At 43.1% G+C, this 26,400-nt stretch carries 26 protein-coding genes; 19 read left to right on the top strand and 7 right to left on the bottom strand.

Features of this window, described 5'->3' with window-relative positions; all coding sequences use genetic code 11:
* The first annotated feature begins 6 nt into the window (after window positions 1-6).
* The 11 genes from BB427_RS22195 to BB427_RS22145 all read left to right on the top strand — a co-directional run bounded on the left by BB427_RS22195 (window position 7) and on the right by BB427_RS22145 (window position 11,131).
* Window positions 7-1,020 carry a COX15/CtaA family protein gene (locus BB427_RS22195; protein WP_069023339.1) on the top strand — a complete coding sequence of 338 codons (1,014 nt, stop codon included), beginning with the start codon at window positions 7-9 and terminating at the stop codon, window positions 1,018-1,020.
* Entirely contained in the window at window positions 1,004-1,903 is a 900-nt protein-coding gene (cyoE, locus tag BB427_RS22190) for a heme o synthase (protein ID WP_069023337.1), read from the top strand. Before BB427_RS22195 ends, cyoE begins: the two co-directional genes overlap by 17 nt.
* Complete coding sequence (locus BB427_RS22185; RefSeq protein ID WP_069023336.1) at window positions 1,900-2,493, top strand: SCO family protein; 594 nt, start codon at window positions 1,900-1,902, stop codon at window positions 2,491-2,493. The genes cyoE and BB427_RS22185 overlap by 4 nt, the downstream gene beginning before the upstream one ends.
* Window positions 2,494-2,648: 155 nt before the next feature.
* Complete coding sequence (locus tag BB427_RS22180; RefSeq protein WP_010604348.1) at window positions 2,649-2,921, top strand: STAS domain-containing protein; 273 nt, start codon at window positions 2,649-2,651, stop codon at window positions 2,919-2,921.
* Window positions 2,922-2,930: 9 nt separating this feature from the next.
* Window positions 2,931-3,293: a response regulator gene (locus BB427_RS22175; RefSeq protein ID WP_010378447.1), complete on the top strand. Its 363-nt coding sequence runs from the start codon at window positions 2,931-2,933 to the stop codon at window positions 3,291-3,293.
* An 18-nt stretch (window positions 3,294-3,311) separates the two neighbouring features.
* The gene (locus BB427_RS22170) at window positions 3,312-5,402 is read left to right on the top strand and encodes a chemotaxis protein CheA (RefSeq protein WP_069023334.1); all 2,091 of its coding nucleotides are present in this window, start codon (window positions 3,312-3,314) and stop codon (window positions 5,400-5,402) included.
* A complete protein-coding gene (locus tag BB427_RS22165) occupies window positions 5,399-5,920 on the top strand; it encodes a chemotaxis protein CheW (protein ID WP_039490862.1) in 522 nt (173 codons plus the stop codon). The genes BB427_RS22170 and BB427_RS22165 overlap by 4 nt, the downstream gene beginning before the upstream one ends.
* Window position 5,921: 1 nt before the next feature.
* Window positions 5,922-8,609, top strand: a complete 2,688-nt coding sequence (locus BB427_RS22160; protein WP_069023332.1) for a methyl-accepting chemotaxis protein — start codon at window positions 5,922-5,924, stop codon at window positions 8,607-8,609.
* 52 nt (window positions 8,610-8,661) lie between these two features.
* The gene (locus tag BB427_RS22155) at window positions 8,662-9,492 is read left to right on the top strand and encodes a CheR family methyltransferase (protein WP_069023331.1); all 831 of its coding nucleotides are present in this window, start codon (window positions 8,662-8,664) and stop codon (window positions 9,490-9,492) included.
* On the top strand, window positions 9,479-10,093 hold the full coding sequence (gene cheD, locus BB427_RS22150; protein WP_039490868.1) for a chemoreceptor glutamine deamidase CheD: 615 nt from the start codon (window positions 9,479-9,481) through the stop codon (window positions 10,091-10,093). Before BB427_RS22155 ends, cheD begins: the two co-directional genes overlap by 14 nt.
* Before the next feature lie 9 nt (window positions 10,094-10,102).
* Window positions 10,103-11,131: a protein-glutamate methylesterase/protein-glutamine glutaminase gene (locus BB427_RS22145; RefSeq protein WP_069023329.1), complete on the top strand. Its 1,029-nt coding sequence runs from the start codon at window positions 10,103-10,105 to the stop codon at window positions 11,129-11,131.
* 33 nt (window positions 11,132-11,164) lie between these two features.
* On the opposite strand, the gene BB427_RS22140 is transcribed toward BB427_RS22145, so the two are convergent.
* On the bottom strand, window positions 11,165-12,208 hold the full coding sequence (locus BB427_RS22140; protein WP_069023327.1) for a polysaccharide deacetylase family protein: 1,044 nt from the start codon (window positions 12,206-12,208) through the stop codon (window positions 11,165-11,167).
* Window positions 12,209-12,235: 27 nt separating this feature from the next.
* Between BB427_RS22140 and BB427_RS22135 the strand changes: the two genes are divergently transcribed.
* Window positions 12,236-13,504 carry an MATE family efflux transporter gene (locus BB427_RS22135; RefSeq protein WP_069023325.1) on the top strand — a complete coding sequence of 423 codons (1,269 nt, stop codon included), beginning with the start codon at window positions 12,236-12,238 and terminating at the stop codon, window positions 13,502-13,504.
* Window positions 13,505-13,514: 10 nt separating this feature from the next.
* On the opposite strand, the gene BB427_RS22130 is transcribed toward BB427_RS22135, so the two are convergent.
* Both BB427_RS22130 and nfuA read right to left on the bottom strand, forming a co-directional pair.
* Window positions 13,515-13,793: a hypothetical protein gene (locus BB427_RS22130; protein ID WP_039490877.1), complete on the bottom strand. Its 279-nt coding sequence runs from the start codon at window positions 13,791-13,793 to the stop codon at window positions 13,515-13,517.
* Window positions 13,793-14,368 (bottom strand): Fe-S biogenesis protein NfuA, encoded by a 576-nt coding sequence (gene nfuA, locus BB427_RS22125; protein ID WP_010378467.1) that lies wholly within the window; start codon window positions 14,366-14,368, stop codon window positions 13,793-13,795. The genes BB427_RS22130 and nfuA overlap by 1 nt, the downstream gene beginning before the upstream one ends.
* A gap of 145 nt (window positions 14,369-14,513) precedes the next feature.
* Between nfuA and BB427_RS22120 the strand changes: the two genes are divergently transcribed.
* The gene (locus BB427_RS22120) at window positions 14,514-17,036 is read left to right on the top strand and encodes a M14 metallopeptidase family protein (protein WP_069023324.1); all 2,523 of its coding nucleotides are present in this window, start codon (window positions 14,514-14,516) and stop codon (window positions 17,034-17,036) included.
* A gap of 64 nt (window positions 17,037-17,100) precedes the next feature.
* Here BB427_RS22120 and BB427_RS22115 read toward each other — a convergent pair whose 3' ends face one another.
* Window positions 17,101-17,772 carry a ComF family protein gene (locus BB427_RS22115; protein WP_069023323.1) on the bottom strand — a complete coding sequence of 224 codons (672 nt, stop codon included), beginning with the start codon at window positions 17,770-17,772 and terminating at the stop codon, window positions 17,101-17,103.
* Window positions 17,773-17,829: 57 nt separating this feature from the next.
* Here BB427_RS22115 and bioH point away from each other — a divergent pair, with 57 nt between their 5' ends.
* The 3 genes from bioH to BB427_RS22100 all read left to right on the top strand — a co-directional run bounded on the left by bioH (window position 17,830) and on the right by BB427_RS22100 (window position 19,864).
* Window positions 17,830-18,561 carry a pimeloyl-ACP methyl ester esterase BioH gene (gene bioH, locus BB427_RS22110; protein WP_069023322.1) on the top strand — a complete coding sequence of 244 codons (732 nt, stop codon included), beginning with the start codon at window positions 17,830-17,832 and terminating at the stop codon, window positions 18,559-18,561.
* A gap of 104 nt (window positions 18,562-18,665) precedes the next feature.
* Window positions 18,666-18,974, top strand: a complete 309-nt coding sequence (locus BB427_RS22105) for a hypothetical protein (RefSeq protein WP_010378475.1) — start codon at window positions 18,666-18,668, stop codon at window positions 18,972-18,974.
* Entirely contained in the window at window positions 18,974-19,864 is an 891-nt protein-coding gene (locus BB427_RS22100; protein ID WP_069023320.1) for a putative metalloprotease CJM1_0395 family protein, read from the top strand. Before BB427_RS22105 ends, BB427_RS22100 begins: the two co-directional genes overlap by 1 nt.
* 283 nt (window positions 19,865-20,147) lie before the next feature.
* Here BB427_RS22100 and BB427_RS22095 read toward each other — a convergent pair whose 3' ends face one another.
* The gene (locus tag BB427_RS22095) at window positions 20,148-22,460 is read right to left on the bottom strand and encodes a Tex family protein (RefSeq protein WP_069023318.1); all 2,313 of its coding nucleotides are present in this window, start codon (window positions 22,458-22,460) and stop codon (window positions 20,148-20,150) included.
* An 83-nt stretch (window positions 22,461-22,543) separates the two neighbouring features.
* Window positions 22,544-23,029, bottom strand: coding sequence for a transcription elongation factor GreB (gene greB / locus BB427_RS22090; protein WP_010378480.1), 486 nt, complete (start codon window positions 23,027-23,029; stop codon window positions 22,544-22,546).
* Window positions 23,030-23,243: 214 nt separating this feature from the next.
* On the opposite strand from greB, the gene ompR reads away from it, so the two are divergent.
* The 3 genes from ompR to BB427_RS22075 are packed head-to-tail and all read left to right on the top strand — an operon-like array spanning window position 23,244 to window position 26,032.
* A complete protein-coding gene (gene ompR, locus BB427_RS22085; RefSeq protein WP_010378483.1) occupies window positions 23,244-23,963 on the top strand; it encodes an osmolarity response regulator transcription factor OmpR in 720 nt (239 codons plus the stop codon).
* A gap of 5 nt (window positions 23,964-23,968) precedes the next feature.
* Entirely contained in the window at window positions 23,969-25,282 is a 1,314-nt protein-coding gene (gene envZ, locus BB427_RS22080; protein WP_069023317.1) for a two-component system sensor histidine kinase EnvZ, read from the top strand.
* A gap of 24 nt (window positions 25,283-25,306) precedes the next feature.
* Window positions 25,307-26,032: a hypothetical protein gene (locus BB427_RS22075; protein WP_254663684.1), complete on the top strand. Its 726-nt coding sequence runs from the start codon at window positions 25,307-25,309 to the stop codon at window positions 26,030-26,032.
* Window positions 26,033-26,076: 44 nt separating this feature from the next.
* Here BB427_RS22075 and BB427_RS22070 read toward each other — a convergent pair whose 3' ends face one another.
* Window positions 26,077-26,271 (bottom strand): hypothetical protein, encoded by a 195-nt coding sequence (locus BB427_RS22070; RefSeq protein WP_010378488.1) that lies wholly within the window; start codon window positions 26,269-26,271, stop codon window positions 26,077-26,079.
* Window positions 26,272-26,400: the final 129 nt, after the last annotated feature.

Raw genomic sequence — 26,400 nt, 5'->3', positions numbered from 1 at the left:
GTAAATATGTCCAAGGTAAGAATAAAAATCGCAATATTTGCCTGTTTCGTCGCAATAACGGTAGTGACACTTGGCGCCTTCACACGTTTAAGTGATGCGGGACTTGGCTGTCCAGATTGGCCTGGGTGTTACGGCTTTTTAACAGTACCAAATGAGACTCATGAACTATCTGCGGCTAAAGACAGTTTTCCACATTTAGAAATAGAAGCAGAAAAAGCATGGATTGAAATGATCCATCGCTATTTTGCCAGTTTCCTCGGGTTACTTATTTTGGCACTTGCATGCATAAGGCTGTTCAAGAAGCAAAAAACAAAAAGCCCTAATCGTCACTACTACTTACTGCTATTGCTTGTGTTATTTCAAGGAGCACTTGGGATGTGGACCGTGACGATGAATTTACAGCCAGTCATTGTGATGGGTCATTTACTAGGTGGGTTTAGTATTCTTGCATTGCTGGTGTTATTGGTTTTAAGGCTGAAATACACCACTATTACTGCTAGTGTCACTAGCCTTACCTGTCGTTTATGTTATGTGGCTCTTGGTGTGTTGATTATACAAATTGCGCTAGGTGGGTGGCTTGCAGCCAATTATGCTGCTCCACATTGTACAGGGTTGCCGCTATGTGACAATCTTCAACTTTTCTCTTGGCAGAGTTTATTTACACTTCCTGAAGCTTCAGCGACTTATGAGTTTGGTGTTTTGCCATTCGAATCTAGAGTATCTATTCACTTTATCCATCGGATATGGGCAGTTATTACCGTTTTAACGCTACTTGCTGCATGTTGGCCACTCCTTAGAGCTGGTCAAAACCGCTTACTCCGACGTTCAGCACTTGTTGTGTTAATTTTGGTTGCGATACAGGTTTTGGTGGGGGGGGCAATCGTACACTTCCAATTTCCTCTGTTGTTAACCTTATTCCATAACTTCATGGCAGCAATGGTGTTATTAGCAATGGTGAAATTGTGTTTCTTTATCAGCCTGGCGCAAAAAGTAGGAGTAAAATATGCATCAATTAACTAGTTTTTCAGAGCTTCAAAAAGCAACTACTTTATTCAAAGCCTACTTTGGCATGTGTAAGTTCAAAGTAGTATGTATGTTGGTTATTACTGCTTGGGTCGGAATGATGTTAGCTCCACAAAGTGATAAAACATTATTGGCACAATTAATGAGTTTGTTTGGCATTGGTTTACTTTCAAGTAGTGCAGCAGCTGTAAATCATATCGTGGATAGAGAAATAGATAAAAAGATGGCGCGAACACGAAACCGACCGTTAGCGACAGACTCTGTTTCTGTATCATCAGCTTTAATCTTTGCGACAGGCCTCGCTATTGCTGGGTATGCTCTATTGACTATTTTCGCCAATCAGTTATGTGCGCTACTTACCTTAGCCGCGCTATTCGGTTATGCCGTGGTTTATACGTTATTGTTAAAGCGCGCAACACCTCAAAACATAGTAATTGGGGGGTTAGCAGGAGCGATGCCACCCCTGTTAGGTTGGGTCAGTGAGACTGGTCAGCTTGGTGCAGAACCTTGGTTGTTAGTAATGATCATTTTTGCTTGGACACCTCCCCACTTTTGGGCATTAGCTATTGCTCGTAAACGAGACTACGAAAAAGCCGAAGTCCCCATGTTACCAGTAACGCATGGAAACGAATTTACAAAACTCTGTGTGCTATTTTATACCATCATTTTAACTTTAGTCTGTTTGCTACCTTACCTAGTGGGAATGTCTGGTTGGATCTACTTGTTGGTCTCTGGCATGGCAAATGTCGCTTTTATTTACAAAGCCACAAAGCTTATGAGAACAAATAGTTTAGAGTATGCTATGAGGGTATTTTATTTCTCTATCTGGCATCTTTTGATAGTGTTCATTGCACTCTTTGTGGATAAAGCATTTATATGAAAAAATTTATCTTAATTATCTCTATGTTAATTCTGTTTGGTTGTGGGCCCTCACCAGATGTCTCTGAAAAAGTGGTTTGGTACCCTAAGCCTAAGGACGTGAATGTGTTTGAATTAAGGGATCAATACGGTGAGGTAGTCTCAAATCAAGACTTTACCGGTAAATGGAATTTGTTGTTTTTGGGTTACACCAGCTGTCCCGACGTGTGTCCAATGACGTTGTTGAAATTAACTCATGTATATCAATCCGTAAAAAGCAAAGGTGACTTACAAGTATGGTTTGTATCGGTCGATCCTAACCGAGATACTGAAGAGAAGCGTTTGGCCTACATCAAGCACTTTGATCCTGATTTTAAAGCGGTATCTGCCGAGCATTCGGCTTTATTTCCTTTTGTGAGAGATCTCGGTTTAATCTACGCAATAAATCAGGAACAGACAGAAGAGTATTATGTTGATCATAGTGCGTCTGTAGCATTAATTAACCCAAAAGGTCAGCTTGAGGCTATTTTCAAACCTACACATACAGCTGGAGCTGTCCCTACAATCGATGACAAACTACTTCTCGCTGACCTAGAGAAGATCATCAATTAGTCTTATATCGACACTGGTCGACCCCAGTGTCGTTGTACTATCTTACCTCTAACGCTTTAATTATTTGCGGATTTTTAATCAATCTTTGTGGCATTTTTACCATCACGGTCTAAGCTAATTTTATTACTCATTTTTACAAGGATAGTCTTCAGCTCATGTTGAAACTTCCACCTGAAATGGCGATTAACCATGTGGAAAGCCTGTACCATCAGATTTTCCAAGACTCTATGGAAACATCAGACATCACGATTGATATTAGTGAAGTGCAAAGAGCCGACACAGCATCTATACAACTGCTCTGTGCCGTACAGAAACACTTGCTCTCGTTAGAACATAAAATTGTATGGCATGGTGAAAGTGACGCTTTAGCGCAGGCGGTAAATGAGTTGGGATTAACCCATTATTTATTCCATAGTATTGAAAATTAAGAGGTGAATATGAAAAAGATTTTAGCTGTGGATGATTCGGCGTCAATGCGCCAAATGGTTGGCTTTACTTTGAAAAAAGCAGGTTTTGATGTCACGGAAGCCAAAGATGGCAGTGAAGCGTTATCTATTGCCAAGCAACAAGGGTTCGATGCCGTGATCTCTGATGTAAACATGCCTGTAATGGATGGGATCACACTTATTAAAGAGCTGCGCAGCTTACCCAATTATAAGTTCACCCCTTTACTAATGCTGACAACTGAGTCTGGGTTAGATAAAAAAACAGAAGGTAAAGCGGCGGGAGCAACTGGTTGGATAGTGAAACCATTCAACCCTGAACAACTACTAGCGGTATTGAAAAAAGTCATAAGATAGATACAGAGAGGCGTCGATATGAGTATTGATTTAAGCCAATTTTTTGATGTCTTTTTTGAAGAGAGCTTTGAAGGTCTAGACATAATGGAAGCTGAGCTGCTGAATTTACAGCCAGGCCATGAAGACTCAGAAACGATCAATACTATATTTCGCGCAGCACACAGCATCAAAGGTGGCAGTGGAACATTTGGTTTTACTTCTGTCGCTAACTTCACACATGTGTTGGAAACCTTACTCGATCAGATCAGGGACGGGCGTCGACAGTTGACCGCTGAACATGTCAATTTGCTGCTCCAATCTGTTGATTGTTTAAGGGCCTTACTAACCGCATTACAAGCCGAAGAAGAGCCCGATCTTTCCAATGCGAATGAGTTGAAAGTTAAATTTGAAGAGATTTTAGGTGGTAAAGAGAGTGTTAGCTCAGATACTGCCGCTAGCATACCTCAAGGGCAAGAATCTCAAACCTATCAAATAGACTTTAAACCGCTCCCCCACTTGTTTAAAACCGGTAACGAACCGCTCTATATGTTAAGTGAGCTATCAGAATTGGGGGATTTAGAAACTCATGCGTTTTGTGATGCAATACCTGAAATTGATGACTTCAACCCAGAGGATTGCTACCTCAGTTGGCGGTTATACTTAACAACCAGTCATCCAGAGTCGGCGATTAAAGAAGTATTTGAGTGGGTTGAGGATGATGCTGAAATTTCTATTACCTTATGTGGTGGTTTATTTGAAGATGATGTGAGTGTCTCCACAACGCCAGAACCAGAGAGTGAGAAGAAAGAAGTGTCGAGCAACGACACTCAAAATATTGATGTACCAAAAACACCCTCAGCGACAGCGACAAAGACTAAGCCTGAGGCTAGCAAGAAATCAGCAGAATCAACTTCGATCCGTGTTGGGATTGATAAAGTTGATTCGCTTATCAATATGGTAGGGGAGTTGGTTATTACCCAAGCTATGTTGACTCAATTAGGCGAGCAAGAACCGACCGAAAATACGCTTGCTGCGATGCAAGAAGGCCTCGCTCAATTAGCCCATAATACGCGGGATTTACAAGAAAATGTAATGCGAATCAGAATGTTACCTATTAGTTTTGTCTTCAGCCGATTTCCTCGTTTAGTAAGAGATACGTCACAGAAGTTGAATAAACAGGTTGAGCTAAAGCTGCTAGGAGAGCAAACAGAATTAGATAAAACCGTGATGGAAAAAATCTCCGATCCTATGGTTCATTTAGTAAGAAACTCTTTGGATCACGGCTTAGAAACACCGGAAGACAGAATAAAAGCCGGAAAAGATCCCGTGGGTACGGTGACACTGAATGCTTTCCACCAAGGTGGAAATATTGTGATTGAAATTATGGATGATGGCAGAGGCTTGAATACCGAAAAAATAAAAAGTAAAGCAATTGCCAATGGCCTAATTCAAGCAACTGATGAGCTGACTATTGAAGAGGTTAATGAACTTATTTTTAGGCCTGGGTTTTCAACAGCCGATGAAGTGAGTGATATCTCTGGTCGCGGTGTGGGTATGGATGTTGTTCGACGAAATATTCAAGCATTAAACGGCAGCGTTGAAGTGACTTCTGCAAAAGGGGTTGGCTCAACGTTTACAATTAGATTGCCATTAACGCTGGCCATTTTGGATGGTCAATTGGTTAAAGTTGCAAAGCATACCTACATCATTCCACTTATTTCTATTGTTGAGTCTTTACAAATAGATATTAAAAAAGTGAGTAAAGTAGGTAATGGCTTAGAGGTGCTTCGGTTACGAGATGAATACATACCAATACTAAGGCTATATCAACTATTTAACCATGGTGGTGCAATAGAAGAGTTGGATAAAACACTGTTAGTAGTTGTAGAGAGTGATAATCACAAAGTGGGATTGTTGGTGGATGATTTACTAGCGCAACAACAGGTCGTTATTAAAAGTCTCGAAGCGAATTATCAGAAAGTAAATGGGATCTCAGGGGCGACAATTTTAGGTGATGGCAGAGTCTCTTTAATTGTCGATATTAGTGGTCTTATCAAACTGAGTGGCTTAAAGCGTCCAGGAACTCAAGAGTTATTAGTAGAACAAGAGTTAGATGAGGTGGTGTCATGATCACTGAAAAAGCCTCGATTAATGAACAAGTCATGCTTGCAGACAGAGATGACGATACACAATTTCTCACCTTTATGATGGCGGGCGAAGAGTATGGCATGGATATTCTGGCCGTACAGGAAATAAGAGGGTGGGAAGAAGTCACTGCAATTCCAAATGCTCCTATGTATGTAAACGGTGCGATTAATTTACGTGGCACGATAGTGCCAATCATAGATTTAAGGGTTCGATTCGGCTTACCACAAATCGAATATGGAGCGCTAACCGTGGTTATCGTTGTCTCCGTTGTAATAAAAGAGGCAACAAAAATTATGGGGTTAGTTGTTGATGCGGTGTCTGACGTATACAGCATCAACGAAGAAACAGCGAAGGATGTTCCAGATTTTCAAGACTCGGAAAATAGTCAATTTGTACAAGGACTTGTAAATGTTGGTGAAAAAATGGTCGTACTTTTAAATTTGAAGAAGATATTAGATCTTGAAGTAAAGCAGAATGAGCAATTGGTTGTCGGGGGATAACATGAGCGATCAAGCATTAGCAAGTCAACTCAACAATAGAGTTCTGATTGCGGGTGCCATAATATTTGTGGGCTTGGCAATTAGTGTTCAAATGTTGAATATTAATATGTCTACACAAGCCTATGTGGCGATGGTTATAGCAGCTGTCAGTGTGGTGCTGGCAATTTTACTACTTAAGCAAAGCGCAAACATTCTGCTTTCTAAGTTACAGGATGTTGAGGAAATTGTTCCCGCGATAGAGAGTAAAGATGTTAGCTTACTCAATGCAAGTAATGCATCACGCCAATCATCTTTATACAAAGCGGTTGCTAATTTATTAAATGGTGACGCACTAGATGGTCAAGACCATAGCCATAGTTTGTTGCTAGCTTTAAAGGTCTGTCAGGCCAATGTTATGCTTGCAGATGCCTCTCTCAACATTGTGTATTTGAACGATTCAGTAACCAGTATGCTGCGTAAAAATCAGGCTAAGTTACAGCAAGAGTTACCTGGTTTTAATGTTGATAGCTTGATTGGTGCCAACATTGATACGTTCCATAAAAACCCTAGCCATCAGAGAGGCATACTAGCTAATTTGACCCGTCCATATGTCACACAAATCAAAGTGGCAGGTTTGACCTTTGATCTTATTGCCACGCCTGTTTTCGATGATGAAGGACAAAGGATCGCGACTTTAGTTGAGTGGAAAGACCTTACAAGAGAATTAGCGTTAGAGAAAAAGCAGGCGGATTTGGCGAGCCACAATGCTCGTATATCGAGCGCGCTGGACGTTTGTCAGGCAAACGTAATGCTAGCGGACGAAGGGTTGAATATTATTTATGTTAATGATTCGGTTGTACGAATGCTGAGAGACAATCAAACGCAGCTAAGAAAATCATTACCGAACTTTGATGTGGATACACTTGTAGGACAATGTATTGATGTATTTCATGCAAATCCCAGCCATCAAAGAAACCTGCTTGAGAAGCTGAGCGATGTATACAGCACAGATATCAAAGTTGCTGGCTTCACCTTTGGTTTAATTGCGACCCCTGTGTTTGATGATGAGAAAAAGCGGATTGGTACCGTCGTTGAGTGGGACGACAAAACAGAGCGTTTAGTCCGTGAAGAGGAAGAAAAAACTGCCGCAGCTGAAAACTTGCGCGTCCGAAGAGCATTAGACAACGTTTCAACGAATACGATGATAGCAAATGAGCAGTTTGAGATCGTTTATTTGAATCGTGCAGTGAAAGATATGATGAGAAATGCTGAGAGTGATTTAAGGCGTGACCTGCCTAATTTTGATAGTAACCATCTTTTGGGGGCGAATATTGATGTATTCCACCGTAACCCAAGTCACCAACGCAGTATGCTCTCTCGGCTTGAAACTGAGTATAAAACGGAAATTGTTGTCGGCGGAAGAACCTTTGGCCTAGTCGCGAATCCGATATTTGATGGTAATAACGAACGCGTGGGCACCGTTGTCGAATGGGAAGATAGAACCAAAGAAGTCACGATTGAGAAAGAGGTGAATGGCCTAGTTCAGTCGGCTAATGCCGGTAATCTTAGTGTTCGTTTATCAGAAGATGGGAAAGATGGCTTCTACTTACGACTAACCAAAGGGTTAAATAGTTTAGTGTCTACAGTTGATGAAACAGTTACAGATATGGGGGACATGTTAGACGCCTTAGCAACTGGTAATTTAACCAGACGTATTGAAGGCGATTATCGTGGGGCTTATGAAAAGCTGAAAAAAGACGCAAATACTACAGCTGAGAAGCTAACTGAGGTGTTAGGTCGGATCCGTACTTCTGCAAATTTAGTTGCCAGTGGTGCTGATGAAATTTCCCAGGGTAACGCGGATTTGAGTCAGCGAACCGAAGAGCAAGCCTCCTCACTAGAAGAAACTGCTTCTAGCATGGAAGAAATGACCAGCACAGTTAGACAAAATGCAGATAACGCGAAAGTAGCTAATGAGTTGGCCGAAGATACTTGTGACAAGGCGACCAAAGGCGGTGAAGTAGTCACTCGCGCAGTTGAAAGCATGTCTGAAATTAATGATTCAAGTAAGAAAATTGCTGACATTATAGGTGTTATTGATGAAATCGCTTTCCAGACAAACCTTTTGGCATTAAACGCAGCCGTTGAAGCTGCTCGGGCCGGAGAGCAAGGTCGAGGCTTTGCTGTGGTTGCTGGTGAAGTGCGCAATCTCGCTCAGCGTTCTGCAGCAGCGGCGAAAGAGATTAAAGATCTAATCAGAGATAGTGTAAGTAAAGTCGAAGATGGCACGTTACTGGTTAATGAATCTGGTGAAACACTAAAAGAAATAGTTGAGTCAGTTAAGCGAGTAACGAACATGATTTCCGACATTGCCGAAGCTTCTATTGAGCAGAGTTCAGGTATTGAGCAGGTTAATAAAGCAGTGTCACAAATGGATGAAATGACGCAGCAAAATGCTGCCTTAGTTGAAGAAGCATCGGCCGCTGGGGAGTCGATGGCTGAGCAAGCAAATGATATGAGAAGATTATTAAACTTCTTCACACTTGATGAATCTTCACATCGTAGTTTAGAAATATCTGAGTCACCGAAGAACTATAAGGCGCCAGAAAAACAATTACCAAAACGGACAATGAACTCCAATAAGCCTCCCCAGCAAAACACGAGAAGTAATCAGTTTGCAGATGACTCGGAAGAGTGGGAAGAGTTTTAGGGTTAGGTAATAGATCAATTCCTTAGTGGGGGTTGGCTGAAGGAATACGACGATGCGAGAGTTTCTGTTGACCGATAAGGATTTTTCCGAAATTTCGGCTCGGGTCTATGACACATGCGGCATAGTACTCGGGCCGCATAAGAGGGAAATGGTTTACTCAAGGTTGGCAAGACGCATAAGAGCCAACGGGCTAAATTCATTTGAGGCGTATTTATCTTTTTTGGAAGAAAATCAAGATGTTGAGTTTAGCCATTTTATTAATGCAATAACAACTAACTTAACTTCTTTCTTTCGAGAAAATCATCACTTCGAGTTCTTAACGAAAAGAATAGTTCCTGAAATTATTGCCAGGCACAAATACGACAGAAGAGTTCGGATCTGGTCTGCTGGATGCTCTACGGGTGAAGAACCTTATAGTATTGCGATGACCATTGCGAATGCTTTCCCAAATGGTTGGGATGTCAAAGTGCTGGCAACAGATTTAGATTCCAACGTTTTGGGCAAAGCGAGTCTCGGAGAATATACGGCAAACAACGTCACGGGTTTAGATGAAGATAAGCTCAAAAAATGGTTTCTTAGAAGTGCTGATGGAGCAATGTATAAAGTGAAGCCTAAATTGCAATCCTTCATCCATTTTAAACGACTTAATCTTCTAGAACCATGGCCAATGAAAGGACCTTTTGATGTTATTTTCTGTCGTAATGTTTTGATTTATTTTGATAAAGAAACCAAAGATAAACTATTTGAGCAATATCATGACATGTTAGTTCCCAATGGTTACTTACTTATCGGACACTCCGAAACGATGGGAAAAGAGCACCTAGAATTTAAAAATCTAGGTAAAACCATTTATCAAAAAGGCCAGTTGAATGAGAGAGTTTAGACCTGTTCTCAGAGGCTTCGAGCATGTAAAACGCTTTTGGGATTCAGGGCGTGCCAAGGTCGTCGCAAAAGTACTTCCGGGGGAATTTTATGTATCCAAGCAGGACGAATTGATTTCGACTGTACTAGGTTCCTGTATTGCCGCCTGTGTATATGACGAGAAGCTGGGGATTGGTGGCATGAATCACTTTATGTTACCCGGAGCGAAGGCACTAAAAGAAGTACATGCGGATGACCTAAATTGTCGTTATGGTAACTGGGCGATGGAGTATCTGATAAATGAAGTACTCAAAAATGGGGCGTCTAGAAGCAATTTAAAAATCAAACTTTTTGGCGGTGGAAAAATTATTAGCGCAATGACAGATATTGGGGAAGGGAACATCAGGTTTGCTCAAGCCTATGTGGAAGAGGAAAGTTTGAATTTAATTTCACAAGATGTAGGCGGCCCCTGGCCAAGAAAAGTTATCTTTCATCCTCAAAGTGGCAAAGCGCAAGTGAAAAAGTTACGAACCATGCACAATAACACAATTGAACAACGTGAAGTGCGTTACTTACATGACATTGAGGCTCAAGACAATAAAACGGATATTGAGCTATTTTAGGTGTGAAATATGATCAAAGTTCTGATTGTTGACGACTCGCCGTTAATTCGTGGGTTGTTAAAAGAAATTTTAGGTCAGGCGGATGGTATTAAAGTCGTTGGCACCGCGGAAGACCCTTATGAAGCTAGAGAGCTCATTAAGTCTACTTCACCTGACGTATTAACTTTGGATATAGAAATGCCAAAAATGAATGGCATTAATTTTCTTAAAAATTTAATGCGTTTAAGGCCTATGCCTGTTGTGATGATCTCTACGTTGACCCAAGAGGGATCTCCCGCCACGATAGAAGCACTAGAATTAGGTGCAGTTGATTTTATTTCTAAGCCCACCAGCAATGTTGCTGATACCTTAATGTCTTATTCCGATTTACTGGTTAAGAAGATTAGAGTAGCGGCCGGTGCAAGAGTGAGGGCTTTTAAAGCACCAAAACAGGAAAGCGAATTAGAAATTGGCCGTAATTATACATTTTCGCGTAATACTATTTTAGCCATAGGCGCCTCAACTGGAGGAACTGAAGCTATCAGAGAGGTGCTTATGCGATTACCAACACACGCGCCTCCTGTTGTTATCACCCAACACATCCCACCAGTTTTCAGTACCTCATTCGCACAAAGAATGGATCGCACCTGTGCGGTATCAGTCAAAGAAGCGGAAGATGGAGATGTTTTATTACCAGGTCATGTATTCATAGCACCGGGAGACAAACATCTTAAGGTGGCACACACAGCAACCGGATATGTCTGCCGATTAGATGATACTGAGCCTGTAAATCGTCATAAACCTTCCGTTGAAGTGTTATTTAACTCCCTTGTGCCAATGGGTAAGCATGTTTGTGCTGCTATGCTCACGGGAATGGGCAGTGATGGAGCAAAAGCAATGCTAGCTTTGAAAGCTGCAGGTGCTAAAACATTTGCACAAGATGAACTTAGCTCTGTGGTATGGGGAATGCCTAGAGCTGCGTACGAGCTTGGTGCAGTGCAAAGCCTAGTACCTTTGAGTAAAGTGACTGAAACCATGCTGAGCGCGGTTAAAAAGTAAGGGTAAGAGCTAATTTGCTCCTACCCAAAGCTGTTATTTTTCAATAACCCAAGGTTGTGAAAACCAATAATATCGTCCTGTGTCTTTGATTGAAGGTGCCGTACAGTTATATCGTGACCGTCCTATGGATAGTGCTTTCGGGGTTTGGATACGTACGCTGGTTTCTGATAGCCACGTTAGCTCAGCTTGCCCAACACCTGAAACGTAGCATGCAAATTGACTCTGATGAAAATCCTTATTGTTAAAATGCAACGTGATTGCTGGGGTTTTATTGTTCGTGACGCTGTCAAGGTACTCTAATTTTTGTAGAGAGAAGGCTTTGGTCTCGAGCTTAGTTTTTAATGTTTCTAAGTTGCTGTAATTTCCTGATGCGGGAAAGCGAGCGATACGTGTAAAATCTGAAGAAACACCAACGGCACCAGAGTGTTGGCCAATACCAATAAGCCCAAGCTCTGCTACTAGCTTTTGTAATTCATGGTTAAACTCGCCGTAAGGGTATGCGAGGTAGGGGTAATCGTGGCCAATTTCTTCTTTAATACGCTGTTGTGACCATGTGATATCGTGCTCAACACGCGCACGCCATTGTGCCACTGTTTCATTTTTTAGTTTGAGGTGGAGGTAATCGTGCTTAGCACTATGATTTGCGATAATAGCTCCGCGTTTTGCTAATGCCCTCAGTTCATCCCACGTCATGACATAGCTTTTCTTTTCGTCAATAAGTTGAGGGTTGACGAAAATCGTATAGGGAAAGCCAAAAGATTCCAGGATTGGGGCCGCTGCAGTGATATTATTTTCATAGCCATCATCAAAGGTGATTGCTAACGTTTTTTCTGCTAGAGACTTACCCGACTTCAGGCTATCTAACAACTGTGGTAAAGGTATCACCGAAAAACCATGTTCTTTAATGTGGTTAAGATGAGATTTAAAGGTTTCTTCACTCACGCTGGTGACCGCTGGGAGTTTCTCACTCACGTGATGATACTGTAAGATAACCGCACTCCAACTATTTGCTGAAAATAGGGCCAAACCAAAAATAATATGTTGTATCAATTTCTTAAATGCCATAAAGCGCAACATCTGAGCCTCTTACTACTTGCAGGTCCGATGATACTATCAAATATTACGGTGCCACTGTTAGGATTAGTCGATACGGCAGTAATTGGTCATATGGGGGATGCGCATTTTTTGGCTGGGATTGCGCTTGGCTCTAGCGCTATCTCGGTACTATTTTGGCTTGCAAGTTTTCTGCGAATGAGTACAACAGGAGTGATAGCTCAATCAAGCGGCCAGCAAGACCATGACAAGCTAACACGTTCACTATATACCAGTATGCTCATTGCGCTGCTCTTTGCCGTGAGTTTGATTGTGTTATCTCCTCTGCTGATCCAAGTTATTGCTCAGCTTTCAAATGCTTCTAGTGAAGTATTTGAGCAAGCAAAATTATATTTTCAAATTCGTGTATTTAGTGCGCCTGCAGCAATGTTAAATCTTGTGTTGCTGGGCTTTATGCTTGGGATGCATTACGGGCGAGGGCCATTCTATCTGGTGTTGTTCACAAACATAGTGAATATAGCCTTGGACATTTTATTTGTTGTCGGATTTGAGTGGGGAGTAGCAGGCGCAGCTTGGGCTTCACTGATTGCAGACTATTCGGCATTAGGCTTATCCTTGTTTTTGAGCGCATTGGTCGCAAAGCGTCACGGTATTGCGTTGAAATTCACTCTACCAAAGCGCGCACAGTGGCTCAGTTTACTCACCTTGAATCGTGATATTTTTATTCGTTCCTTGATTTTACAACTCTGCTTTAGTTTCATGACTTTCTATGGCGCAAGGCTTGGTGAGATAACGCTAGCGGCTAACGCCGTATTACTGAATTTTTTGATGTTAGTCAGCTTTGCGATGGACGGTATTGCTTATGCTGCGGAGGCAAAAGTCGGCAGAGCAAAAGGACAAGGCTCGTTGGGGCAATTGCAATTATGGGTAAAAGTAAGCCTGTTTTGGGGGGCTGCATTTGCGCTTTTATACAGCGCTATTTTTTATCTAGCTGGTGGCTGGATCATTAGCTTATTAACCAATATCGCCGAAGTGATAACATTGGCAGGTACTTACTTACCTTGGTTGGTGCTATTACCTTTGATTGCCATGAGTTGCTTTTTGTTTGACGGCATCTTTGTTGGGCTTACTCGTGCTAAAGAAATGCGAAACAGCATGTTAGTTTCTGCGGTATTCGGTTTCTTCTTGCCGTTTTTGATTGCCTTGCCACTCGGTAACCATGCGCTCTGGCTTGCGATGAGTTGTTTTATGGGGTTGCGTGGATTAACCTTGGCATATAAATATCATCAGCTCTCTCGAGAAGCTGCTTTACTCGAATAATGGGGTTGCGTTAAGCAAATGGGTCGTTATCTTTTAGAGTTTGGCGGCGTTTTTCTCTAGCTTCTATCACTTGAGAAAAGCGATTAGCAAAAATACCAATATAACCGTAAAAGGCACAGCACAAACCAGGAAGTAAAAGCACTAAACCTGCGATTTGAAAGCGATGATCTTGATAATAACCCAGCGCGATAAAAGCACCAGCGAGTAACACAATAACAAGGCCAAAAAGGAAAAATTTGAGGCTTCGCTTAGGGTGAGACCCTAAGCGATAAATGAGGGTTTTGCTCATTAATAGTAAGAGTGTTCGCCGCGAGCGTGCTCCGTGATGTCACGTACGCCGTTGATTTCTTCAAACTTAGCGATCATCTCTTTTTCGATGCCTTCTTTTAATGTGACATCAATCATTGAGCAGCCGTTACAACCACCGCCGAATTGAAGTACAGCAATACCATCTGCGGTAATTTCTACTAGGCTAACTTGACCACCGTGATTGGCCAGTTGTGGATTTACTTCTGTCACAAGCATGTGCTCTACGCGCTCAGCAAGGCTCGCATCATCACGTAATCGTTTAGCTTTGGCATTTGGTGCCTTAAGCGTCAACTGACTCCCCATTTTATCGGTAACGAAGTCGATATCGGCTTCTTCTAAAAATGGTGCGCTTTCTTCATCAACGATGGCTTCAAAACCATTAAACGGTAAGCGGATATCGCTTTGTTCAACGGCATCTGCTGGGCAATATGACACGCCACACTCAGCTTGAGAGGTGCCTGGATTAACCACGAAAACTCTAATATTAGTGCCTTCAGCCTGATCGGCTAATAGTTTCGCGAAATGGCTTTGGGCAGAATCTGAAATATGGATCATAATTCGCTCTATACTTGACTAAATTACTCGGTTAATACGTATCATACTCTCCTCGTCGTGTTGTCGCTAGTGTTCGGCGTAAAAATTTGGCAATCGGCGGTACGCTTGTTAGCTTGAAAAGTAATCGGAATTAAAGGACATTATCATGCGGTTAATAAGCTGTATTATCGTGCTGTTGAGCTTTAGCTTGCAGGCCAAGCCCATTGCCTATTATTTTGGCGATGAAGTAAAATTTGATCCCACAATAACTACGCCAAAACAAGCATTTGGATATGAAGTTGGGCAGTGGCATTTGCGCCACGATCAAATCGTTAATTATCTACATACCCTTGCAAGTGAGAGTCCAAGACTGAGTGTCGAAACAATAGGATTTAGCCATGAGCGACGTCCTTTGTTACTCCTAAAGGCGAGCTCGCCACAAAACCAACAAAACTTGGCACGTATTCAGCAAGATCATATTGCTTCATTGAGCAGTATCCAAAACCGTTCAGACCAGCCTGTTGTGATGTGGATGGGCTATAGCGTGCACGGTAATGAGTCTTCAGGAAGCAATGCTGCGGTACTCATGGCATATTATTTAGCAGCGGCGCAGGGCGAGTCTGTTACACAGCTCCTTGATAATGCGGTGATATTGTTAGATCCAGCTTTGAACCCTGATGGCTTATCACGTTTTGCTACATGGGCAAACGCCAATAAGAGCATGTCTCTATCAACCGATCCTGCACATCGTGAGCATAATGAGTCTTGGCCTTCTAGTCGCACTAACCATTATTGGTTTGACCTCAATCGTGATTGGTTACTACTACAACATCCTGAGTCAAAAGCACGGATCAAAGCGTTCCATCGTTGGAAACCTAACGTACTGACCGATTTTCATGAAATGGGACCAAATAGTACGTATTTTTTCCAACCAGGGATCCCATCAAGGACTCACCCAATTACCCCATTACAAAACGTAGCGCTAACCAACGAGATTGGTAAGTTTCATGCCAAAGCTCTTGATGCGCAAGGGAAGTTATATTTTACTCAAGAGAGTTTTGATGACTTTTATTATGGCAAAGGTTCTACGTACCCCGACGTAAATGGTGCGGTTGGCATTTTGTTCGAACAAGCGAGTAGTAGAGGGCATGCACAAGAAACTCAGTATGGTGTGTTGAGCTTTCCTGAAACGATTAAAAATCAGGTCACGACGAGCCTCTCGACATTCCAAGCCAGCACGACACATCGACGCGCTTTACTTGATTATCAGCAGCAATTTTATCAACAAGCGAATGAGCTTGCGAGTAAAGATGAAATCAACGGTTACGTTGTTGCTCGCGGCAAAGATAACTACCGTTTTCAAGCGTTTGTGGATTTATTGAAGCAGCATCAGATTGAGGTGAAATACCTCTCAAAAGCCAAAGAGGTTGATAACACCGAATATCAGCAAGGGGATTTATACATTCCATTAGCCCAGCCGCAATATCGCTTGATAAAAGCACTATTTAGCACACAGACACATTTTAAGGACAACACGTTCTATGATGTTTCAGGTTGGACGATGCCGTATGCTTATGATTTAGATTTTGCCGCAGTAAAAAGTGGCTGGGGTTTAAAGCTTCAAGGTGAATCGAGCACTGACTCAAATCTATTGGCTCCCGTTGCAGGAAGTTATGCCTACACCATAGAGTGGCATCATTACCTGGCGCCACAATTAGCAAATCGCCTCTTACAGGCTGGAGTGAAAGTAGCAGCTGCAATGTCACCATTTTCAGCATCAACCACCTCAGGCTCTCATGACTTTCAGGCCGGGACACTGGTGATAGCAAGTGGTATTCAGCAGCAAGCGGACTGGTTTACTCAGCTTGAAACAATCGCCAGAGAGCTTTCACTTCCAGTATATAGTGTGACTACAGGTATGACCCAAAGTGGCGTCGATTTTGGGTCAAGACAGATGCTACAGCTGCAAAAGCCAGAAGTCCTCATCATAGGTGGTGCGGGTGTAAGTCAATATGAAGCGGGTGAGCTTTGGTATCATTTGGATAGGCATTTAAAACTTGCCCCATCGATTGTGGAAAAGCAGCATATCGAGAAACTCGATCTTACACGCTATACCCACATTTTATTGGCTGATGGTAAATATGGAGATTTAAGTGACAAGAGCAAAGCTAAGCTCTTGAGTTGGGTTGCTAAAGGCGGTGTGATTTGGGGGCAAAAGCGTGGTGCGCAGTGGCTAATCGAACAGCAGCTACTAGACGCTGAAATGGTTTCAAGCAAAGAAATGCGAGCCCAGTTTGACAGCAAAAATCTTACCTTTGCAGATCAAGATAGCCTTTCGGCAAAACAGCGGATTGCCGGCGCAATTTTTGATGCGCGTTTGGATTTAAGCCATCCTCTGTCTTTTGGCTTTGAGAACCGGGAATTACCTGTCTTTAAAAATAGTACTTGGGTGATGCATCGTAATAATAAGCCATTTATCGAGTCGTTGACGTACACGAAAAAGCCTTTATTGGCAGGGTATGCTGATAATATTAACGTTGAACAGATCGCAGGTTCTTCTGTCTTGATTGCGTCAAAGTCTGGACGTGGGGTGGCTGTAGGAATGACTGACAACCCGGTATTTCGTGGCTTTTGGTTCGGTTCTAGCCGACTGCTAAATAACGCGTTGTTCTTTGCACACGGCATATAAGCTCCAGAACATTTAGCAAGTTGATTGGTATCTGTTCTAGCTATATCAATCAAATAATACGCTTTTAAGCGTCGAATGGTGTGAGGCTGATAGCCATCGCCCACACCATTTTCGCCCCGTTTTGTTTACACACTTTTGCCGCTGCATTTATGGTCGCGCCCGTTGTGATCACATCTTCAAGTAATACGATATTTTTCCCCTCAACAGATTGGTTGAGCGCAAAGGCATTGTTTAAATTACGTTTTCGTTTAGCCTTGGTCAGCTCAGATTGCGGCTTGGTGTGCTTTGTTCTTTTGAGTACTGTCTGGGTGAGTGGTAGCCCTTGCCAAATTTGCTCAACTTGATTGTAACCTCGTCGGATTAACCGTCTTCGGTGTAGTGGCATACAACAAACAAGGTCTACGGGGAAAGCATCCTCTTCACTGAAGCGCTGCCATAGTGTTTGAGCCAGCAGGTTCAAGGCACATTGATAGGCTTTGCTGTGGTTAAACTTTACTCCTTGCAACCATGTGTTTATAGGCGTGCGGTACCAACTCGCTACGGTTAACCCATCGCAGTCTTCAAGGCTAACCATGCGTTGAATATTGGGGTAATTAAGTAGATTAATCTCTTGATCCATAAAGTCTAAGCAGGCGTGTAAGCAGTGTGGACAAAGCAAGGCTTCTGTTGTGCGTTGTTCACAGCATACACAAGGCTGACACCACTTTTTAGGTAATAACCGATTAAGTTGGATCATTGCTTTCCATCCCGGGTTAGCTATCATGGCGTCAAGTTTGGTATAGAGAACAGATAAATGCAAAATGAAGTTGTGCTGCTCCATGGTTGGGGGATGAACAAAGCGGTGTGGCAGTTATGCGAGGAAGCTTTAGCACTTACAACAGTAATTAAAGCGGTCAATCTTCCTGGATTTGGTGGCACACCAAGCGCCGAGGGCGATTATTCTCTTGAGCGTAACGCTTTACTTATTGCTGAGCAGCTGATGCCACAAAGCGTGTTGATAGGCTGGTCTTTGGGGGGCTTATTTGCACTGTATTTAGCTGCTCATTTTCCAGACAAAGTTAGCAAGGTTATTTTGGTAGCTTCAACGCCATTTTTTTGTGAGCAAGCTGATTGGCCCGGAATAGCCTCTAAGGTGCTAAACAACTTTGAGACTCAACTGCAAACCAATAGCGCAAAAACGATAGAAAGGTTTTTAGCTATTCAAGCGATGGGCAGTGAACATGCCAGAGAAGACATAAAACAACTCAAAGCGCTACTAGGCACACTGCCGGAAGCGGAGGCGAAAGCACTAGCTGGTGGACTGGAGATATTGAAATTGCAGGACTTACGTGATGAATTTTCACGGCTGCAACTCCCCACAATAGGCATATTCGGCCGTTTAGACTCTCTTGTGCCACAAGCGGCTGTAGAGAAAATGCAGGTACTCAATCCAAATTTTAAGGCTCATACGCTTGCAAAAGCCTCTCATGCGCCTTTTATCTCTCATAAAGAAGCCTTTTTATCACTCCTTAAATCAATTATTTAGATATTTGGAATAATAAAGCGGCAAAAAATTGCCGCTTTTACTTTTCTTTGTTGATATTTTGCGCAATAATTAGTCAGTAAGAAAAGGTTTATCTAGGTGCGAATATGCCAATAGGTGATGTGTTAAATAATGGAATCGACGGTTATAACCGCGCAGCTCAGGGGATTGCCCAAGCAAGTGCTGATATTAACCGCGCTGCCATCGATCAACAAAGCGATTCTGAACGTGCATCTGGGCGGCAGTTGCAGGGTGCCAGTGCCGGTGAAGCTGTGACAGCTCCTGTGAGCGAAACCCCAAGCTTGACCGAATCAGTGGTAGCCTTAAAAGTTGAAGAGTTTAACGCGAAAGCCAATGTGCAAACTATTCGCACTGCAGATGAAGTGCTAGGTACGTTGATTGATATTAAAGTGTAATGAACATAGTAACGCCACCACCGGCGATGAATTTAAACACTGCCAACGTGTACACCGAAACGGTTGTACGCGATAACCAGCTGCGTGAAGCGATCCCAAAACCTGCACCAACTAATCCCTCATTTACCGAAAACCGCAACCTTTCCGATTCTGAAAAAGGCCGCTCTTCTAACGTAGACGATGCAAAAGTTTACGGTTCTGATGGTAAAACAGAGCAAAGCAAAACCATTCAAGGCAAAGAGCAAGGTGAAAAAGGCGAAGGCCAAGAAAAAGAAAAGAATGAACAAGAGCAGCAACAAACAGAGCAAGATGAGCAGGTCGTTCAAGAATTAAAATCTCGAGATAGAGAAGTAAGATTACATGAGCAGGCTCATGCCAGAGTAGGCGGGCAATATGCCGGATCACCGAGTTATGAATATCAGCGCGGTCCTGATGGTAATAACTACGCTATTGGCGGTGAGGTGATGATCGACGTTGCGCCGCTTGAAGGTGATCCGCAGGGCACGATTGAAAAAATGCAAACGGTGAGAGCGGCAGCGTTAGCACCAGCAGAACCATCTGGCGCTGACAGAGCCATCGCAGCAGATGCGACTCAAAAACTCTCGGCGGCGCAGGCTGAGTTGGCAAAAGCTTCTATCAGTGGTGAAGAGCAAAGTGATAGCAAGCGGGTGCAAAACATCCAAACTCGCCGCTTGAGTGGTGAACAGGCAAAGGCAAAGGCAGAGAGTGAAGAAGAGCAAGCCAAGCTGAAGCAGGATGCAGATCCTTACGCTGTTGCGATGCCAATTGAAGCTGACCCTGAAATCCAAGCAAGATCGCTCAGGATCTCAAACTTTTATCAACATGTAGCGATGCCTAACCAACCCGCATCGCTATCAGTGCAAATTTAACCGTAGGTATTGGCCTTCTCCTCCGCGGGTCATTGCAGTGAAAACGAGTTAAAACCCCCGACAAACGAAAAGCGCGACCAAGGCCGCGCTTTTCTTTGTTAATTGCACTTTTGAACCTGAACTCGGGATAACAACTTGTTCTCTAGCAGCTGTTATCCCTTACTACTGCGTTAAATTTGCCTTGTATTAAGAAATAACTCCTGGCTAGAGCGATATAACGCTTTTGAACTTAGTGAGTTTAGTGGATGAACTTACTTCTTATCCCAAGTTCAGGTTATTGAGATTACTTCTTCAGCTTTGCGAAGGCTTCAGCAAACGCATTGCCCATCGCGGCGTTGCCTGCATCTCGTGACTTTGGCTTAGAAGACTTAGGCGCAGGTTTTCCTTTGTGCGGCTTAGCGTTCTGTTTTTGCGCTGGAGCTTGAGATATTTCATCGTTTAAGCGCATGGTAAAGCTAATGCGTTTACGAGGCACATCAACCTCAATCACTTTGACCTTAACGATATCTCCCGCTTTAACGACTTCACGCGGATCGGAAATAAACTTATCCGTGAGTGCTGAAATGTGAACAAGTCCATCTTGATGTACACCTACATCCACAAAAGCCCCAAAATTGGCAACATTAGAGACCACACCTTCTAAAATCATACCGACTTTAAGATCTGTGATTGTTTCAACACCAGCTTTAAACTGCGCCGTTTTAAATTCTGGGCGAGGATCTCGGCCTGGCTTATCTAACTCTTTGATAATATCAGTGACCGTTGGTACCCCAAACTTATCATCTACATAGTCGTTTGCCACAAGGCCATTCAAGACTTCGCGATTACCGATAAGGGTATTCACTTCTAGATTTTGCTTTTTACAAATCGCTTTGACAACAGGGTAAGCTTCTGGGTGCACTGCCGATGCATCCAGTGGATCGTCGCCATTGGCGATACGTAAGAAACCAGCTGCTTGTTCAAATGCTTTAGGTCCTAATCGCTCAACTTTTTTAAGCGCTTTGCGATCCGTGAAAGAGCCATTTTCGTCGCGGTATTTTACGATGTTGCTAGCTAATGTTTTATTCAAACCCGAGACGCGCGTTAATAATGGTATCGATGCCGTGTTCACATCGACACCTACTGAGTTTACGCAGTCTTCGACCACAGCAGTTAGCGTTTGCCCTAACTGGCTTTGAGAAACATCATGCTGATATTGGCCAACACCGATTGATTTTGGTTCGATTTTCACAAGCTCTGCTAACGGATCTTGTAATCTTCTTGCGATAGAAACTGCACCACGTAGAGATACATCAAGATCTGGAAATTCGTTTGCGGCAAATTCAGAGGCTGAGTACACCGATGCGCCAGCTTCACTCACCATGATTTTGTTGAGCTTTAATTCGGTAGCGCTTTTTAGCAGTTCTGCGGCCAGTTTGTCGGTTTCGCGAGACGCAGTCCCGTTACCGATAGCAATAAGCTCAACTTTGTATTGGCGGCACATTTGCTCTAGTGTCTTCAGCGACTTATCCCACTGGTTTTGAGGGGCATGAGGGTGGATAGTACTGGTTGCAATCAGTTTACCTGTGGCATCGACAATGGCGACTTTACACCCAGTACGTAATCCCGGATCAATACCCATTGTCACTTTTGCACCAGCAGGTGCAGCCATCAGCAGATCTTTTAGGTTTTTCGCGAAAACTTCGATAGCGTCTAGCTCTGACTTTTCACGCATTGACCCTAAGAATTCGTTTTCCAAGTGCAGGGCGATTTTAATCTTCCATGCCCACTGGACCACACCCATCAACCAATCACTGGCAGCTTTACCAGAGACCGCGAGGTTATAATGATCAGCAATGATCTGTGCACAAAATTGAGCAGGGTCCTCTGCGCTTGGTTCCGGGTTGATAGATAACTGCAAAAAGCCTTCGTTACGTGCTCTTAGCATCGCCAGCGCGCGGTGCGATGGAATTTTATTTAGCAGCTCATTATGTTCAAAGTAGTCACGGTATTTGCTTCCTGCTTCTTCTTTACCCGCAATGACTCTTGCTTCGATTTGCGCGTTGTCTTTAAGGTGCGCACGGAGTTTAGCAAGTAGCTTTGCGTCTTCTGCAAAACGCTCCATGAGAATAAACTTAGCGCCATCTAAAGCAGCTTTGGTGTCTGCAACGCCTTTGCTCTCATCAATGAAAGGAGTCGCTTGTTGTTCTGGGTCTAACGTTGGATCTGCAAATAAAGCGTCCGCTAGGGGTTCCAAACCTGCTTCTATCGCGATTTGGCCTTTTGTTCTGCGCTTTGGTTTGTATGGGAGATATAAATCTTCGAGTACGGTTTTGCTGTCAGCGGCTTGTATTTCTGCATTTAACTCGGCAGTGAGTTTACCCTGTTCATCGATGGTTTTTAAAATAAACTCGCGACGTTCATCAAGCTCTCGTAAGTAACCTAACCTTTGCTCAAGCAAACGCAGTTGAGTGTCATCTAAGCCACCCGTTACCTCTTTACGGTAACGTGCAATAAATGGAACGGTTGCCCCTTCGTCTAGCAAACTAATAGCAGCATTAACTTGCTGTTCTCTGGCGTTAAGCTCCGTTGCTAAACGTTGTGTGATATTGCTCATGCAAAATCCTTATACTCTTCTTAATCGGTCTGTGTTGCCTAGACAATACTCATCTCGGGCAAACAAAATTTAGCTCAATGTTATCATTGTTCGGTGTTTCTGCGATATTCGATTTGGTTGATATACCAAAGTCTTCGGCCATGCGGTGTGGTGACCGTAATTTCATCATCGACTTGTTTGCTTAGTAAAGCCCTAGCCATTGGCGCATCGATGGAGATGTAGTCATTGCGTTCGTATATTTCATCAGGTCCAACAATTCGAAATGCACGAACCTCGCCTTCTTCGCTTTCCACTTCTACCCAAGCGCCAAAAAATACTTTACCTTCTTGTTCGGGACTATATTCCACGACTTTTAGTTCGGGCATACGCTTTCGTAAAAAGCGTACCCGTCTATCTATTTGCCTTAATAAACGTTTATTGAAGGTGTAGTCGGCATTTTCGGAGCGATCGCCTAAACTCGCTGCCCAATTCACAATTTTGGTGATCTCTGGGCGCTTTTCAAACCACAGGTGGTCATGTTCTTGCTGCAGTTGGCGGTATCCTTCGGGCGTGATCAAATTCGTTTTCATGTTTCTCAGGTATTTTGGGTTAAACCCTTGTAATGTTCGGTAACAATCTAGTATCAATGTATGGTGTCGAAAAGCACCAAATTCAATTATATTTAAGCATAATAATATCATGGTCCATTATCGCCATGAGCGTTAAATGAACAGGATGATGATTTGTGCACGAAATGTCGCAGATCAGCAAGCTTTAGTAAATTAATAAATAGAAGAAATATAAATGGGAAATGAAACCACCAAAGTGCTCGTAGTTGACGACGATATGCGTTTGCGCAGTCTTTTAGAGCGTTATCTCGTAGAGCAGGGATTTATCGTCCGCAGCGCAGCCAATTCTGAACAAATGGATAGACTACTTGAACGCGAAAACTTTCACTTGATGGTGTTAGACTTGATGCTTCCTGGAGAAGATGGCCTTTCCATCTGTCGTCGTTTAAGACAAAAAGAGAATGAGATCCCAATTGTCATGTTGACGGCGAAAGGTGACGAAGTTGACCGTATTATTGGTCTTGAGCTTGGCGCGGATGATTACATTCCAAAACCTTTCAACCCAAGAGAACTGTTGGCGCGAATAAAAGCCATTCTTCGTCGTCGTGCCAAAGAAGTACCAGGTGCGCCTGCGGCAGAAGAAAATGAAGTGAGCTTTGGTAACTTTACCCTTAATTTAGCGACGCGAGAGATGCAACATGGGGAAGCGACAATTTCACTTACCTCAGGTGAGTTTGCGGTACTTAAAGCACTGGTGAGTCACCCTCGAGAGCCGCTTAGTCGAGATAAGTTAATGAACCTTGCTAGAGGGCGTGATTATAGCGCACTTGAGCGTAGCATTGACGTTCAGGTTTCGCGCTTACGTCGTATGATTGAAGATGATGCCTCTAATCCTCGCTATATACAAACGGTGTGGGGTCTTGGGTACGTATTTGTGCCTGACGGCGTGAAGTAGCCAGCATGTTACCTCGCAGTGCATTCGGGCAAACCGTCTTCTTTGTCGGCGCGTTACTATTGATAAATCAAGTCGTGTCTTACATTACCGTTACCTTATACGTCTTCAAACCAACTTTTGAACAAGTGAACCTGATGCTTGCTAAGCAGGTTAAAACGGTTTTCATTGATTGGGAGAATGGTGTTGAAGTTGATAACAGTGTATCTCGCAAATTCTTCGAGATAACGGGTATTGAGGTGATGACACAAAGAGAGGCCTATGTAAATGGGCTGGGGCAGGCCAAAGAATATACATTGCTGTCTCGTAGTATGTCGGAGCAACTTAATGGTTCCGCGCGAGTCAGGATAAGCCAAGGAGATCCGGTTGTTTATTGGGTCGAAGCACCGCAAGCGCCTGGGTATTGGGTGAGAGTACCGCTTAGCGGACTCAGTGAAACAAAAATGGAGTTTCTAGTTTTTTACCTCTCCAGTATTGGTTTCTTAAGTGTGTTAGGGGGGTGGCTTTTTGCTAGGCACCTAAACAAACCGCTAAAATCGCTACAAATTGCAGCTAGTCGAGTAGGCGTCGGAGATTTTTCAACACGTCTTGTCGAAGAAGGGTCTACAGAAGTTATTGAAGTGACTCGGGCATTTAATAAGATGTCTAAGGGGATCGCAGACCTAGAAAGTGATAGACGGCTGTTAATGGCTGGTGTGTCACACGATTTACGTACGCCCTTAACCCGAATTCGTCTAGCAACTGAAATGATGTCGGATGAAGAAGACTACCTGCGCGAGGGAATAATCGATGATATTGAAGATATGAATGCGATTATCGACCAATTCATTGAATATCTCCGTCATCACAACGGTGCAGAAATGTCGGCAGATGACGTTAACACGGTTATTGAAGAAGTCGTTCATGCAGAGCAGCAGCATCAGCGACCAATTCACTTGCAAGCAGAGGAATACTTACCTGCGGTGATGATGAATGCTGTTGCGTTAAAGCGGGTGTTCACTAACATGATTGAAAATGCGATCCGTTACTCTGAACAAGATATTGAGGTGACGACAGAGTACAGCCCCAAGCACCGTGCTGTTATCGTAAAAGTAATGGACAGAGGGCCAGGTATTCCTGAGTCAGAGTTAGAGTCTGTATTCGAGCCATTTAAACAGGGAGATCAGGCTAGAGGGAGTGAGGGAAGTGGCTTAGGGCTTGCCATTATCAAACGTATCGTGACCACACACGGCGGTAAAGTAAGACTACGAAATCGAGATGGTGGTGGTCTGATCGCGGAGGTTTCTTTGCCTGCTTATCGGGGAAAGCTTGAGGAAGCATGATTTTCAAAAGAGTAGGCGAGCAAGTTGAGCACAATAAAGCATAGGGATTTAAGCTATCAAAAGGGAATATTAGATACACCGTATTTAAACCAATTGAAGCGAGTGATAGCGACAAGCTTTTCCAATGTAGAGGTAGAGCATTACTTTGCACTGTACTTTGAAAAAGGTGAAAGTACAAAGCGCAGACTTCGGTTGTTTTTATCAGGCGGTGACATTGTCGGCTATTGCTTATTAACCTTTGATGATAGCAACAAGGATGTATGCATTGTTGGCGCTTCAGCTGCATTTTTACCTGACTTTAGAGGGAAAAACAGTACTTTTAAGTTTTCGCTTATCGAGGTATTAAAACGTTATATACGTAACCCACGCAGAAAACTTTTATATGCAGATACTATGCTCAGCCCCGCTATGTTCAGGGCCATGGCAAAAAATATCGCCGAAGTTTATCCGAATAGCTTGTCTCAAAATAGCGCGATAGCAACGCTCTATGACACCATTAACCCGAGTGGCTTGGTAAGTCCCTATAATGGTCTAAGATGTTTGAAGGTTGTAGGGCGCAAAACCAATTACAGCGAGGCTGAAATCGCACGCTTTAGAGAAAGCAGAAAAACTGAGATTGCACTTTACTGCAGTGTTAATCCTGAATTTGATAAGGGAATTGCGCTTGTGACTATCATTCCAATCACGATGAAACAATTTGTATTAACCTTTAAAAAGTTGGTGCTAAATAAGCTTTGGAGTACGTCGTAATAGGGCGAATTTTCGCCCTATTAAAGGACTTGGTTATCGCGTTATTAGCAGATATCTACTGAACGACAAAGTCCCATTGACTCACAAATCGCAGGGTGAGTATCACAAATTTGCCAACTGCCACAATCAACTCTAGAGCCAAAAGTCGCGCCCGCGGCAGCAATTTTTCTAGTTGCCTGATTGTTTAGATCTTTCGCTTGCAGCGATTTTAGTTGTTTCTTCTTTAATTGTAATTTCATGGTTTTCCTTATACATGCTGTTTAAATAATCAGCAATATATAAGCATGTATGTACCTAAATGTTAATACCAAGTTTGTTGAAAGATATTCATGTGTAAAAGGGGCACAAAAAAACGCCCAAACAAGGGG

It is taken from the genome of Pseudoalteromonas sp. BMB, assembly GCF_001709235.1.
Taxonomy (GTDB): Bacteria; Pseudomonadota; Gammaproteobacteria; order Enterobacterales; family Alteromonadaceae; genus Pseudoalteromonas; species Pseudoalteromonas maricaloris.
This window is presented reverse-complemented; position numbering and strand designations above follow the sequence as displayed.